At 35.5% G+C, this 14,605-nt stretch carries 11 protein-coding genes and 1 tRNA gene; 3 read left to right on the top strand and 9 right to left on the bottom strand.

The annotated features are described in order from the left end of the window. The first annotated feature begins 247 nt into the window (after window positions 1–247). Together A9G23_RS00250 and frdD are read left to right on the top strand one after the other, a co-directional pair. The gene (locus tag A9G23_RS00250; RefSeq protein ID WP_065585710.1) at window positions 248–643 is read left to right on the top strand and encodes a hypothetical protein; all 396 of its coding nucleotides are present in this window, start codon (window positions 248–250) and stop codon (window positions 641–643) included. A 14-nt stretch (window positions 644–657) separates the two neighbouring features. Then, complete coding sequence (gene frdD, locus A9G23_RS00245; RefSeq protein ID WP_065585709.1) at window positions 658–1,014, top strand: fumarate reductase subunit FrdD; 357 nt, start codon at window positions 658–660, stop codon at window positions 1,012–1,014. Between the two features lie 69 nt (window positions 1,015–1,083). Here the strand turns inward: frdD and A9G23_RS00240 are convergent, their stop codons facing one another. The 5 genes from A9G23_RS00240 to A9G23_RS00220 all read right to left on the bottom strand — a co-directional run bounded on the left by A9G23_RS00240 (window position 1,084) and on the right by A9G23_RS00220 (window position 7,830). Then, entirely contained in the window at window positions 1,084–1,935 is an 852-nt protein-coding gene (locus A9G23_RS00240) for a hypothetical protein (protein ID WP_065585708.1), read from the bottom strand. An 85-nt stretch (window positions 1,936–2,020) separates the two neighbouring features. Beyond that, window positions 2,021–3,757 carry a microcin C ABC transporter ATP-binding protein YejF gene (yejF, locus tag A9G23_RS00235; protein ID WP_065585707.1) on the bottom strand — a complete coding sequence of 579 codons (1,737 nt, stop codon included), beginning with the start codon at window positions 3,755–3,757 and terminating at the stop codon, window positions 2,021–2,023. Continuing rightward, on the bottom strand, window positions 3,754–4,785 hold the full coding sequence (locus tag A9G23_RS00230) for an ABC transporter permease (protein ID WP_065585706.1): 1,032 nt from the start codon (window positions 4,783–4,785) through the stop codon (window positions 3,754–3,756). Before A9G23_RS00230 ends, yejF begins: the two co-directional genes overlap by 4 nt. Beyond that, window positions 4,785–5,873 carry a microcin C ABC transporter permease YejB gene (locus tag A9G23_RS00225; RefSeq protein WP_065585705.1) on the bottom strand — a complete coding sequence of 363 codons (1,089 nt, stop codon included), beginning with the start codon at window positions 5,871–5,873 and terminating at the stop codon, window positions 4,785–4,787. The genes A9G23_RS00230 and A9G23_RS00225 overlap by 1 nt, the downstream gene beginning before the upstream one ends. A 1-nt stretch (window position 5,874) precedes the next feature. After that, the gene (locus A9G23_RS00220) at window positions 5,875–7,830 is read right to left on the bottom strand and encodes an extracellular solute-binding protein (protein ID WP_081296869.1); all 1,956 of its coding nucleotides are present in this window, start codon (window positions 7,828–7,830) and stop codon (window positions 5,875–5,877) included. A 354-nt stretch (window positions 7,831–8,184) separates the two neighbouring features. Here A9G23_RS00220 and A9G23_RS00215 point away from each other — a divergent pair, with 354 nt between their 5' ends. After that, complete coding sequence (locus tag A9G23_RS00215; RefSeq protein ID WP_065585704.1) at window positions 8,185–10,890, top strand: CRISPR-associated helicase/endonuclease Cas3; 2,706 nt, start codon at window positions 8,185–8,187, stop codon at window positions 10,888–10,890. Window positions 10,891–11,213: 323 nt separating this feature from the next. Here the strand turns inward: A9G23_RS00215 and A9G23_RS00210 are convergent, their stop codons facing one another. The 4 genes from A9G23_RS00210 to secD all read right to left on the bottom strand — a co-directional run bounded on the left by A9G23_RS00210 (window position 11,214) and on the right by secD (window position 14,574). Beyond that, a complete protein-coding gene (locus tag A9G23_RS00210) occupies window positions 11,214–11,447 on the bottom strand; it encodes a hypothetical protein (protein WP_065585703.1) in 234 nt (77 codons plus the stop codon). A gap of 57 nt (window positions 11,448–11,504) precedes the next feature. Further along, window positions 11,505–11,580: transfer RNA gene (locus A9G23_RS00205), tRNA-Ala, on the bottom strand. 126 nt (window positions 11,581–11,706) lie between these two features. Beyond that, a complete protein-coding gene (gene secF, locus A9G23_RS00200; RefSeq protein WP_065585768.1) occupies window positions 11,707–12,702 on the bottom strand; it encodes a protein translocase subunit SecF in 996 nt (331 codons plus the stop codon). A gap of 15 nt (window positions 12,703–12,717) precedes the next feature. Further along, window positions 12,718–14,574 carry a protein translocase subunit SecD gene (gene secD / locus A9G23_RS00195; protein WP_081296868.1) on the bottom strand — a complete coding sequence of 619 codons (1,857 nt, stop codon included), beginning with the start codon at window positions 14,572–14,574 and terminating at the stop codon, window positions 12,718–12,720. Between the last annotated feature and the right edge of the window lie 31 nt (window positions 14,575–14,605).

Raw genomic sequence — 14,605 nt, 5'->3', positions numbered from 1 at the left:
AAATGAGCGCTGCATTTACGCTTTTGCAAGATATAAAAAACGACTTCCCAAAATATGCTATATTTAAGGCTTAATAGCTAATTTTAACTTCGCGCACTTTGTGCGAAGCATCACAATAACAAAAGCCTATATCATGCCTACCATAAAATAGCGACATAAAGCACATTAGCCATTATAATAATGAAGTGAAAGCTCTAACCCAATCAAACATTACTAGCATAAACCATAATGCAACCTAGAGAGATTTATGAATCAACAAAATAACAACAATTACCTTAATGCTGTTCAAGCCGATATAAAGCGCCCTTTTATTATTGCTATCATACATAAATTAGTCCCTTTTTCAATGATTTGGGTAAGCTTAGTGTTAATGTATGGAGTGATCTGTATGTACACTAATGCCGTTGGACAAGATGAATTTTATCGTTTTATCTTCTTTTTGCGTAGTCCTGTTGTTATCGTGCTTAATTGCGTTGCGTTATTGATTACCCTTTTCCATTCAATAAGTTGGTACAATTCTGTTGCTAAAACGATATTTTCATCTCGTACAGATAAAAAATCACTAACCTATTTATTCATTGTAGGGTTGTGGCTGATAACCATGTCTGTATCAGCTTATTTACTATTATTTATTTTAAAATAAGTGGTATTTGATCAATGAAAAACCAAGAAATTCAAACTAAAAGCACTAATGGGAAAATCATAAAAGGACTATTTACTTTAGGTGGTACTTGGGTGGCTATTTTTTCACCTGTTATGCTGGTAATGATGGCTTATATTATTCCTTTTGGCGATGCGGCAACACGCTCTTATATTCTTAAAATAGCCAATACAGAAATCGGCAAGGTATTTTTATGTTTGATGATTTCATTGCCTATCTGGTGTGGATTACAACAAATTTTAGCTATTTTACATGAAAATAAAATCCATCCAAAACGTGAAAAGTTACTGACTGTTGGTTTAGCATTAGCATGGACAATACATGCTATTTATATACTGTTCATTCAAACATAGCTAGCATGGTTGGATTGGGAAAGACAAAAAGCGTTATTCACAAAATAACGCTTTTTGTATCTTTGAAAACTAATAATAAGTAAGTTCTCGTATAATGTTAGTTTGTTTATTATTTTTAACTTTACTTGCCGTAATCCAATCGTTTTTTTCGTTAAAAGTTAAAAATTTAGTTACATAATGTGCCGCATCTTTGCCTGCCGATAAATAAGAAATTTCTATAGTACTTAATCGATGATGATCGTTATCATATTGATACGAAAAATCACTCTCATTTTTCATATTATTGCTAAATTGATACAACACTTTAGCCAACTGCTGTTCTTGATACCCAAACGTATAGATTGAAGCTCCTTTTTGGTCTGCTCCTGTATATTTACCACTCTTATCAATTTCTTTAAGCTGCCATTGTACATTTTTATTGATAAGGCAATTATTCCTATCATACAGGTAATTATCGGTTTCAAAAAAAACAAAATCGACAGCTTTTTTAGTCTGTTGTGATATTACAATCTTGCCTTGTTCGTCGGTATTAAATTGGACAATGCTATTGGTTTTATCTTCTACATCTTCAATGATATTTATCCAACTGGATTTATTTTTTTGTAAGTGTTCAGAATAAATTCGTTTTTTTTTATTTGAGTAAAGATCATAATGGCTTTGTATAATAAGTCCATTAGGGTCATATTCTAGCGAGTGTTTAGCTGTCGACATAGCATCATTCCCCAATTGGGTGGTTGAGGTTCTAACCTCTTGCTTGATACCTTTTACGGGTGAATCAATATAATTGAGGATTTGAAAAATATAGTTATTTGCTTCAACTATATTTTGAGTAGAATTATCACTGCAAGTTAACGCTATAGCATTTATTGAAATGAGTGATAAACAGGGTGTTAATAAAAAAGGGAGTATTCGTTTTTGCATAATGAACCTGTTAAATAGATTGGTATATTGAATTATTAACAATGGGTTATAATAAAAGCTATTATTAACCTATTGTTTTGTATATTCATTTTTTTCGCATTAATAGAGCATCGTTCCAGTTGATCTTACTGTCGTCCTTCTTAGCTTGCTGCTGATCTTGTTGAGTATGATCTTTATGAACAAATTTTTCAGCTTTGTCTGCATGTATCAATGTTTTATTTGCTTTGCGAGGTGGTTTATCTAAAAATGAAAGCAATGCCTTAGTATATTCGTGTTCAGGAGAATAAAAGATCTTTTCACGCGAACCTTGTTCAATAATGTTACCTTCTTTCATAACAACAACCTGATGACACATAGAGTAAACCAACGCTAAATCATGGCTAATAAACAAATAGCTAAGTTTATGTTTTTCTTGTAACGACTTGAGTAAATTAATAATTTGTTTTTGCGTAGTATGATCTAATGATGAAGTAGGCTCATCTAAAATTAATAATTCTGGCTGTAAAATTAAGGCTCGAGCAATAGCTATTCGCTGGCGTTGCCCACCCGAAAACTCGGTTGGATAGCGATAACGCATATCTGGAGCAAGACCAACTTCGTGCATAATACTAATGACTTCTTGCTCTCGTCGAGCTTTACTAAATTTTTTGTGCGTCATTAAACCTTCACTAATAATTTGCTCAACATTAAAACGTGGATTAAGTGATGAAAACGGATCTTGAAACACAACTTGCATACGACTTCGAAACGGCAACAGCTTTTTACCAGTTAAATTTTGTATTGGATAACTATCAAATACAATATCGCCCTGTGATTTAACCAAGCGCAAAACAGCTAGCGCAATAGTGCTTTTCCCCGACCCTGATTCACCCACAATTCCGACTGTTTCACCTTGATGCACAGCAAAACCAATGTTATTGACAATAACCTTCTTGTGGCTGCTAAACAAACCTTTTTTGGCAACCACTTCAACACCAAGGTGATTAACATTAAGTAATATCCCTGATGTATTAGGTAATGGTACAGGATTGCCACCGGGCTCTGAATTTAATAGTGTTTGAGTATATTCATGTTCTGGACGTAAAAAGATACGCTGCTTATTATTATATTCAACAATTTTGCCTTGTTGCATAACCGCCACTTTATCGGCTAGCTTTTTCACAATATTAAGATTATGCGAAATAAATAGCATGCTCATATTCAGTTCTCTCTTCAACTCTTTTAATAACTGAATAATTTGTGCCTGCACTGACACATCTAAAGCGGTGGTGGGTTCGTCTGCTATCAATAATTTAGGATGAGTTAAAATGGCCATCGCGATCATAACACGCTGCCTTTCACCACCTGATAGCTGGTGAGGGTAAGCCGACAATTTACTTTTTGGTTCTTTAATGCCTACGCGATCAAGATATTGCAAAATTTCACTACGAGCAACATTTCGACGCATACCACGATGTAACGCCAGAACTTCATAAAGCTGTTTTTCAACCGTATGTAAAGGATTTAATGACACCATCGGTTCTTGGAAGATCATACTAATTTGATTGCCACGTACCTGACGAAGTTCTTTATCTGGCGCATGTAATAAAGATTTTTCTTCAAACCAAATGTCGCCAGTTGGATAAACTACTTGCTCTTTACGTAACAACCGCAGGATAGACAAAGCAGTAACACTTTTACCTGAACCTGACTCACCAACTAGAGCCAAAGTCTCTTGTTCATGAATATCAAAGCTGATATTACTCACAACTTGAGATATCTTTTGTGCACTACATTTAAAAGCAATACTTAAATCCTGAACGGATAATAAAGGAGAACTCATCGATACGCTCCTTTGTTTGGATCGAATGCATCCCTCACTGCCTCACCAATAAAAATGAGTAGTGAAAGCAAAGTTGCAATAATTAAAAATGAACTGAGACCAAGCCAAGGAGCTTGTAAATTATTTTTACCTTGTAGCAACAGGCGACCTAAAGAGGGCGAATCAATCGGTAAACCAAAGCCCAAAAAATCTAGCGATGTCAAAGTGGTAATTGATCCACAAAGAATAAAAGGTAAAAAAGTTAATGTTGCTACCATCGCATTGGGCAAAATGTGACGAAATATAATTTTACTATCACTAACCCCCATTGCTCTCGCCGCGCGGATATAATCAAAATTACGAGTACGTAAAAATTCAGTACGTACAATTCCAGCTAATCCCATCCAACCAAATAAAACAGTAATACCCAGCAACCACCAAAAATCAAGTGGCAAAATGCTGGCTAATAAAATAATCACAAATAAACCCGGCAAACCACACCAAATTTCAATAAATCGCTGCCCTATCAAGTCTACTGTTCCACCATAATAACCTTGAATTGCACCAATGATGACACCAATAACAGAGGTAAACAATGTCAAAAAAATCGCAAAAAACATCGAAATACGAAAACCATATAAGATATTGGCGAGTACATCAAAACCCGCATCCGTAGTACCTAACCAGTGCGATACCGAAGGCGGAGTTGGGAAGGTGTTTGGCGTATCATAGATTAATGTACTATAACTATAGCGAAACGGCGGCCATATAATCCAGCCATTCGCTTCTATTTTTTCTTGTACGGCAGGATCAAGGTAATTGGTTTGTGTTTCAAATTGTCCTCCAAATTCCGTTTCGGGATAACAATGAAAAATCGGTAAATAGTAATTATCCTGATATTTAATAAAAATGGGCCTATCGTTAACAATAAAATCAGCAAATAGGCTAATCACAAAAAAAATCGAAAATAACCAGAGTGAATAATATCCACGGCGATTATGTTTAAATCGTTGCCAACGTTGCTGATTAATAGAAGAGTTGCTGGTCATTAATTGTGCGCCTCAAAGTCAATACGTGGATCAATCATCATATAAGATAAATCGGATAACAGTTTAGTAATAAGCCCTATTAATGTAAAAATGTACAGAGATCCAAAAATGACAGGATAATCACGTTGAATAATTGCCTCATAACCCAATAAACCAAGCCCATTAAGCGAAAAAATAATTTCAATTAGCAACGAACCCGTAAATAAAATACCAACAAAAGCAGCCGGAAAACCCGATACAATCAGTAACGTGGCATTACGAAAAACATGTTTATACATAATTTTTCTTTCGCTTAATCCTTTAGCACGTGCGGTTATGACATACTGTTTACGGATTTCATCTAAAAATGAATTCTTAGTCAACATGGTAAGTGATGCAAAACCGCCAATGACCATTGCAATAGTAGGTAAACAAATATGCCATGCGTAATCTTTCACTTTGCCTAAAAAATCAAGTTGATCAAAATGATTCGAAATAAGTCCACGGAGTGGAAAAACATCCCAATAACTTCCACCAGCAAATAGCACAATTAACAACACTGCTAATAAAAAAGGCGGTATGGCATAGCCAATAATAATTAAGGTACTTGACCAAAAATCAAATACCGTACCATCTTTTACTGCTTTGCGAATACCTAAAGGAATTGAGATTAGGTAAACAATTAACGTACTCCATAATCCCAATGAAATTGAAACAGGTAAACTTTTGGCAATCAAGCCCAATACCGATTCACTTTTAAAAAAACTGTTACCAAAATCAAATAATATGTATTTCTTTAGCGTTTCGATATAACGTTCAAATAGGGGTTTATCAAAACCATACTGCTTTTCAATCATCGCAACAACTTGCGGATCAAGCCCTCGTGATCCACGATAGTGCGACTCATTTTTATACTGTTGTACTGATGTAGATATACCGCCACTCCCCGGCAATAGCCCTTGCCCTGTTTGCGGTCCATTTTCAATTATAGCAAGCGCCTGATCGACAGGTCCACCGGGTGCCACTTGCACAATAAAAAAATTGATAGTTAAAATCACAAACAAGGTTGGAACAATCAGTAACAATCGACGAATAAGGTAATTGAGCATATTAATGTTCTCGATTTTTAGGCAGGCTAGCTGCTTTGTTTGCATCATACCACCAGCTATCAACCCCGATTGCATAAGTCGGTTGTATAGCTGGTTGCCCAAATTTGTTCCAGTATGCATAATACGTTTTACTATTATACCACATAGGAATCATTGGATATTCATGCGTTAAAATACGATCAAGTGCTCGCCCAAGTGGCACTAATTCATCTTGATTATCTACATTCTTGGTAATTTCAGCAATCATGCCATCAATAGCCTTGTTATGTAATCCTGAAGCATTCCATGATGAGTTAAGATACTCACTTCCCCACAGTACCAGCAAACTCGAACTTGGATAATTTACAGCATAATAATCACGTGCAACCATATCATAATCACGCTCACGAACACGACGTAAGTGTTGTGCTGAATCTAACAAGGTAATTTTCATGATAATCCCCAAACGTGCCAGATTTTTTTGAAAGGGAATAGCATATTTAATATCGCTACCAAGATAACTGATCAGTTCAAATTCAAATGGTTGTTGTGTTTTAGTGTTAATAAGTTTACCGTCTTTGATCGCCCATCCGGCTTGTTTTAATAATTCTGTCGCCTTTAACAAATTGTCACGATTAAAGCCCTGACCATCGCTTTTTGGCACATAATAGGCATTATCAAAAGCGCGCTTAGGAATAATCTCTTTGTAAGCATTAAGCCACTTTAGCTCTTGCTCACTAGGCATACCAGTTGCTGCATATATCGTATTTTCAAAAAAGCTATAAGGTCTTTTGTAACTGTCATAATAAAAGGCATGATTTAACCATTCAAAATCAAACGCCAAGGTAATGGCTTCACGCACTTTAACATCTTTAAATAGATCTTTTTGTAAATTAAACGCTAGCCACTTAGTATCTGTTGCTGTTTGCACGGGTTTTTCTTGTTTAATAATATGATTAGAATCAAAATATTTGCCTTGATATTGAGTAAACCAGTTTTTAGGTTGATCTTCAGCTCGCAAATCATATTCACCTGCTTTAAAGGCTTCTAGCGAAACGTTATCATCCATATAGTAATCAATACGTTTTTCATCAAAATTATCTAAGCCTTTATTAATGGGCAAATCACGCGCCCAATAATTCGTATTACGTCGATAAACAACATACTGTCCTAATTTATATTCGCTAATATAGTAAGGTCCACTACCAATCGGCGGCGAGCTTAATGGTTCAGAAAGATCATGGTTTTGCCAAAAATGTTTAGGAATAACCCGCATACTGCCAACAAATGAAAGGAGTTTTTCACGATCGGAATCAGGTATATCAACACGCACACGGTAATCATCTATTGCCTTAACCATAATGCCTTTATTATAAACACGATATTGAGGCACGCCTTCGGTCATAAATTTATGAAAGGTAAACTCAACATCTTGCGCTGTAATTGGCTTTCCATCTTGAAAACGTGCATTAGAGTTAATTGAGACTTCTGCCCAGCGGTAACTATCAGAATAAGTTATTGAAGTCGCAATAAGTGGGTAAAAACTGGTAATATCGTCAGCAGTATTAGTAAAAAGGGTATCATATAGTGATGCCGAATTTCTTTCTGGAGCGCCACGGCTAGCAAAGCGATTCAAATTGTCAAAAGAACCAACTTCAGCCAGTTTAATCACACCTCCTTTTGGGGCATTAGGATTGACGTAATCAAGATGCTGAAAATTATCAGGATACTTGGGTTGGCCTGAAAGCGAAAAAACCGTTTCGTGATAAAATTTCTCATGTTTCTGCTTAGGACCTGCGATATCAATTTGTTGCTCTGCGGGTAATGAATCTTGAGTATTAACCTCAACTTCTACCTCAGTTTGAGGTATCACTTGTTGTTCTTCATCGGCAAAAACAGGTGCAGAACAAATGACGATACCACTTAGGCAACTCAAGATGAATAATGTTTTTATAGGTTGTTTAATTCGGCTAATCATCCTAATTCCGTTCCTGCTTTACGTAACTATAGCATATTTATGTTAATTTTTATTAACATATCCAAATCATGTAAGGCTATCATAATCTACCAATTAGGCTATCTATTTTGCCAAACTTCAACTAAATGAGCAAAACCTAATTAATAAAGTTTATCTAAAATGATAATAGATAATATTAGCTAAAAAGATACCTTTATTTTTACATTAAACAAACTATATTAAAACAATTATCAATTATATGTAATAATTATCTTTATATTTTTCAATATAAACAGATAAAATAGTTAATATTCTTTTGACGAAATCATTGTATACCTTAAGCAAAGCGCCTATTTACAAAAGGAATAAAATTCAATGAGCAAATCTTTTTATCAATATTGGGGAAAATGTCGCCAGAACACCAATAGTGATAACTATCATCTACTGGCTTATCATAATTTAGACGTAGCCGCTTGTGGATACCAAATAGTTAAACACAACTATTTCAATTCAGCTGAGCTATTTATGCAATTAGGTTTTGCTCCACAAGATAACGAAAAGGCAGCTCATTGGTTTGCCTATTTTTTGGCTTGGCATGATATTGGTAAATTTGCCAATGGGTTTCAACAGTTATTTAAGCACAATAACCCGCAACTTGTTGCTGCCGATCCTGCTAAAAGATATATGTCCAGACATGATTCGCTTGGATTTTGGTTATGGAATACTTTTCTTATGGATAAAACTGAAATTCAGTTATCTAACTATAATAGCAATATTAACTGTTTTTTGGATATATGGTTACTCATCATAACTGGACATCATGGCAAGCCACCAGTATTTGGGGTAAATGGCAATTCATCATTTAATCGACAAGATAAGCAAGCCGCATTAGATTATATTAAAGCCATTAATGCGTTTTTTATTAGCGAGTATAAATTAGCAGATTATCCGTCTTTCTTTTTTGATAAATCATTGCGAAAAAAATTTAATCAAATAAGTTGGTTAATCGCTGGTGTAACCGTTATTAGTGATTGGCTAGGATCTAACGAATCGTTTTTTCCATTTTGTTCCCAAGTGATGTCGCTTTCTGAATATTGGCATAATCATGCCTTTATTCAAGCAGAAAAAGCAATATCCACCCTACCTAAAACAACGCCCATTGCCCCTTTTATTGATATCAAAAATTTATTTCCATTTATTGAAAAGCCCACACCACTCCAACAGCAAGCATTATCATGCCAATTGTCTGATTCCGGTCCGGAATTATTTATTATGGAAGATGTGACAGGAGCAGGAAAAACCGAAGCCTCAATGGTTTTAGCACATAGACTAATGACAGCTAAAAAAGCCCAAGGTATTTATATTGGCTTACCAACCCAAGCAACCGCAAATGCCATTTATCAACGTACAGCGGGAATTTATGGGCAACTCTATCAGGCCGATAGTCATCCTTCGTTAGTATTAGCACATGGTGCTAGCTATATGAATTCTAAATTTAATCAATCAATTATCAATAGTGAAGATAATAGTGAACGGCAATATCCTAAAGGCGAACAAACCATTAGTGCAGAGTGTCAGGAGTGGTTTGTTGATACTCGGAAAAAAGCGTTATTGGCTGAGGTTGGTGTCGGTACCTTGGATCAAGCATTAATGGCGGTTATGCCATTTAAACATCAATCATTACGATTATTAGGTCTAAGGCATAAGTTACTCATATTAGATGAAGTTCATGCTTATGACAGCTATATGGTTAAATTATTAGAATCGCTATTACATTATCATGCCTTACAAGGTGGTAGTGCCATTATTCTTACTGCTACTTTACCCTATTTTTTACGCGAAAAATTACTTAATGCATTTTATAAAGGTTTAACCATTAGCCAAGCAAATCTCACTTTAAATCAACGATTACCTTTTCCACTGATGACACAATTGAATCATAATGGATTAATTGAACAAGCAATAGATACTCGAGATGAAGTCAAACGTCAGGTAAAAATCGAATGGATAAATGATATTGATGCCGGTATAAGCAAAATTCGTCAAACAATAGCACAAGGTAAAATTATCTGTTGGATCAAAAACAGTGTTGACGATGCAATTAGTTTGTATCAACAATTGCAATTAAAGTTAGAGATAGATAGCAATAATATATTACTTTTTCATAGCCGTTTTGCTTTTTGTGATCGCCTCGACATTGAACAAAAAACGTTAAAATGGGCAGGCAAAACTTCTAACAGTAATATTCGCCACGGAAAAATTATTATTGCCACTCAAGTTATTGAACAATCATTAGATCTTGATTTTGATGAAATGATTAGTGATATTGCTCCAATAGATTTATTAATTCAACGTGCCGGCCGTTTAAGGCGCCATGTACGAGATCAACAAGGTAATGTTAAACCTTTTGATAAAAAGATTCAGCCTTATGATGATCGTGGACAACCCATTTTAACTATACTTGCGCCACATTGGCAGGACGACCCCCAAAAAGATTGGCTTGATAATCCAACCTTTCGCAATACTAGTTATGTCTATCCTAACCATGCTTATTTATGGTTTACCCAAAAAATATTACTGACTCAACGCGTTATCAAAATGCCAGAAGATGCCCGATTGTTAATTGAGTCAGTTTATGCACAAGACATTGAACCACCAACAGGATTACAAGAAGCCTTTTATTCTGCACAAGGAAAGTCCCTTAGCCAAGCTTCGATCGCAAATCAGAGTTTATTAAAGTTTAATGGAGGGTATAATCGAACCTCTTGCGACGGATGGGAAAAGAGTATTGAGCTATCAACCCGACTATCAGAAGATAACGTCGATCTGTATTTAGCTTATAAGCTCGAAGATAAAATAATACCTTATTGCACCAATAGTGAATATGCGTGGCAACAAAGCCGTGTTCCACTAAGCATTTCAAAATGGGAAAAAATAAAAAAGGCTATCCCACAACTTGACCTGCAAAGCTTAGAAAAGATTAGACTGCAAATACATAGACCTCAAGCCATTATTATCTTAATTGAACAAGGTAAAGAATCAACTTTTTACTCAAAAGAGATAGGATTTTATGCAAGTTAATTATGTATATATTTACTAATAATATGATTAAAAATCAAACTAAAAAATTGGTGGAATTTTACTTTTTCATATTAATTATAGAACCATTAGCGATAATTAGTCTGCTCCCTATATGTGTTGCAATAAACTGAGTTAGAAAATGGTACTTCCATCGAAATGCCGCTGTTCCTTGAACACTAAAGATAATTAATTTTTGTAAAAAGTTTCAGGTAACTATACGTTTCAGTATAAATATCTTAAAAATAGATAAGAAACAAAAAAATTGATTATCATTATTCAATTGAAAAGAAAGTTGGATGCACTTACCGCCTATACAAGGAATATTAAGTATTGTTAACTAAACTCAAAATATTACTTATTGCCGTTTTTGCTTGATGACTGTTTTTCCAACAAGTTGAACCTGTTAATAATACACCTTTGTTAAGGATTTCATCTAAACTAGCATTACGCAATTTATCGAAAGAATCAAAGCTCATCTCTTCAAGTCTTTCAATAATTTTGGCACCCACAAATTTAAGCTCCATCAATTGCTGTCGTTCTGTTTCTGTAAAGGCCATATTATTCTCCTTACATATACTTTAGTGAGTTTTAAAGAATGTTACTGATTATTGAATTGGTGGAGCCAAGGGGGATCGAACCCCTGACCTCAACGCTGCCAGCGTTGCGCTCTCCCAGCTGAGCTATGGCCCCAAATAGAAAGGGATAAAACTGTGGCTAATAATATGCAACTAAATAATAAGTGTCAATCGATTTGATATTATTTGTTTGAAAAACAGCCAAATAAAACTCTGCCCATTGATGGCAGAGTTTACATAATTAACGTAATATTGAAGGTTGATCTGCACCTTCGGCTTCAATTTTAGGTGGCATAAAGTGTTCACGTTTTACCCCCAATTTAAGTGACATATAAGCCGCTACATAAATTGATGAGATTGTACCAAGCACAATACCAACGCCTAATGTTTCAGAGAAGCCTTTTAACATTGAACCGCCAAAGATATACAGAATAACGACCACTGCAAGAGTTGTACCTGATGTCATTAAAGTACGATGCAATGTCTGTGTTAACGAGATATTAATAACATCGTAAGGTTCTGCTCGGCGAATCTTTCTAAAATTCTCGCGAATTCGGTCGAAAACAACTATGGTATCGTTAAGAGAATAACCAATAATCGATAACATCGCAGCAATGATTGTTAAATCAAGTTCTCGTTCAAATAGCGATAAATAACCTGCGGTGATGATAACATCATGCGCTAAGGCAACAACTGCACCTGTACCGAATCGCCACTCAAAACGAAAGGCAATATAGATTAAAATACACACTAATGCGGCACAGATTGCCAAAACACCATCTTGCGCAAGTTCAGAACCAACAGTTGGACCCACAAATTCAATCCGTTTAATTTGAGCTTCTGCATCAATATCTTTATGGATTAAATTGGAAATTTTTGTTCCTAATGCATTATCAATAGTGGATGAGGCATTACCTTCTTCTTGCTTAGCCGCAGGTAATCTAATGATGATATCTTTACTACTGCCGTAATATTGTACTATCGGTTCGTGATAGCCAGCATCGCGTAAGCTGTTACGGAGGTCATCAAGATTAACGGCTTTTGTTACAGTGAGTTCTACTGTCGTACCGCCGGTGAAATCTTGTCCTAGATTAAATCCTTTAACAAAAATAACCACAAACGACGCCACAACTAATAACATTGAAATAACAAAAGCAATAAAGCCAAATTTTAAAAAGTCGAGGACTCTGCGACCATGATTTAATTCTCTAACATCATGATTTTGTTTTTTAGTAATACTCACAATAAACCTCTAAATTGATAACTTATTAACGCGACGACCGCCATAAATAAGATTGGCTAATGCACGAGTACCGACAATCGATGTAAACATTGATGTTACAATACCAATGCCTAGTGTAATGGCAAATCCTTTAATTGATCCTGTACCAACTGCATAAAGAATAATAGCCGTAATTAAAGTCGTCAGGTTAGCATCAAAAATACTACTCCAAGCACCTGCATATCCTTCATTAATTGCATGCTGAACGCCACGCCCATTACTGAGTTCTTCTTTTATTCGTTCATTAATTAGTACATTGGCATCAACAGCCATACCCACAGTTAACACAATACCCGCAATACCGGGCATGCTTAGCGTTGCCCCAGGAAGTAAAGACATTGCACCAACAATTAAAATTAAGTTTGCAACTAATGCAAGGCTAGCAAACACACCAAACAGACGGTACATTACTAGCATAAAGATGACAGAAATCACTAAGCCCCATATGCAAGATTCTAAACCTTGCGTTATATTTTCTTGCCCCATTGAAGGCCCAACTGTTCGTTCTTCAATAATTTGAATCGGTGCAATTAATGCCCCTGCACGCAGTAATAGTGATAAATTTTTAGCTTCATCAATATTACCAATACCGGTCACTTGGAAACGATCACTAAAAATACCTTGAATAGTCGCCACATTAATAACACGTTCTTGTTTTTCAAGAATTGGTTTGTCGTTTTCATCACGCTTACCAGTGTCTTTGTATTCAACAAATAAAGTTGCCATCGCTTTATGCAGATTTTTTTTGGTAAAATCAAACATTTTTTTACCGCCTGAGCCATCTAGGGTAATTGCAACTTCGGGTTGACCATATTGATTAGCGCGATATGAAGAATCAGTAATATGATCCCCTGTTAATACAATACGTTTATAAAGTAAAACCGGGCGACCGCTTTCCATATACTGAATTTCTGAACCATAAGGAACACGCATATCACCATTGATAATAGCAGGTAAATCAGGCGTACTCTCTTCGTTAACTTGTCTAAATTCAAGTGTTGCCGTTGCTCCTAAAATACGCTTGGCTAATACAGTATCTTGTATGCCTGGTAATTCAACCACTATACGATCTGCACCTTGGCGTTGAACAATTGGTTCAGCTACACCCAGTTGATTAACACGATTACGTAAAATAGTCGTGTTTTGCTCAACAGCATCATTTTTAGCCTGTTGTAAACGTTGTTCGCTGACATTGATTACAATACTATTATCACTTTGAGAAATAACTTTGTAGTCCGATAAACCATTGATCTTGGTGATAGCTTTATTGCGATCTTCCGTATTATCAAATTGCAATACAATTTGCTGATTACTATTTTTGCTGATCGTTTTATAATTCAATGTGCTATTAGTAAATTCAGCTTTGATATTTTCGATAGATTGTTCAGTAAGTTTACTTAGTGCGGTCGTCATATCGACTTCCATTAAAAAGTGAACACCACCACGCAAATCAAGACCTAACTTCATAGGCTCTGCACCTAACATTGTCAGCCACGCAGGTGTTGCTGGTGCTAAATTCAATGCAACAATATACTGTTCACCTAGCGCTTCTGATATAAGCTCTTTTGCTTTAAGCTGTGTATCATTATCGCCAACGCGAATTAAAATCGATTTATTTTCATAAACCAATGATTTTGGTTCGATATGATTATCAGCCAAAAGCTTTCTAACCTTATCTTGTGTAGCAACGTTAATTTCAGCAGTATTTGTACCTGAAATTTGTATAGCAGGATCTTCACCATAAATATTTGGAAGTGCATAAAGAAGGCCGAGGCAAATGACAACGACCAACATGATGTACTTCCACAAAGGATAGCGGTTTAACACGACATATTCTCTTGTGGGATTAGGTAATTAA

It is taken from the genome of Gilliamella sp. App4-10, assembly GCF_001690495.1.
In the GTDB taxonomy this organism is placed as follows: Bacteria; Pseudomonadota; Gammaproteobacteria; order Enterobacterales; family Orbaceae; genus Gilliamella; species Gilliamella apicola_G.
This window is presented reverse-complemented; position numbering and strand designations above follow the sequence as displayed.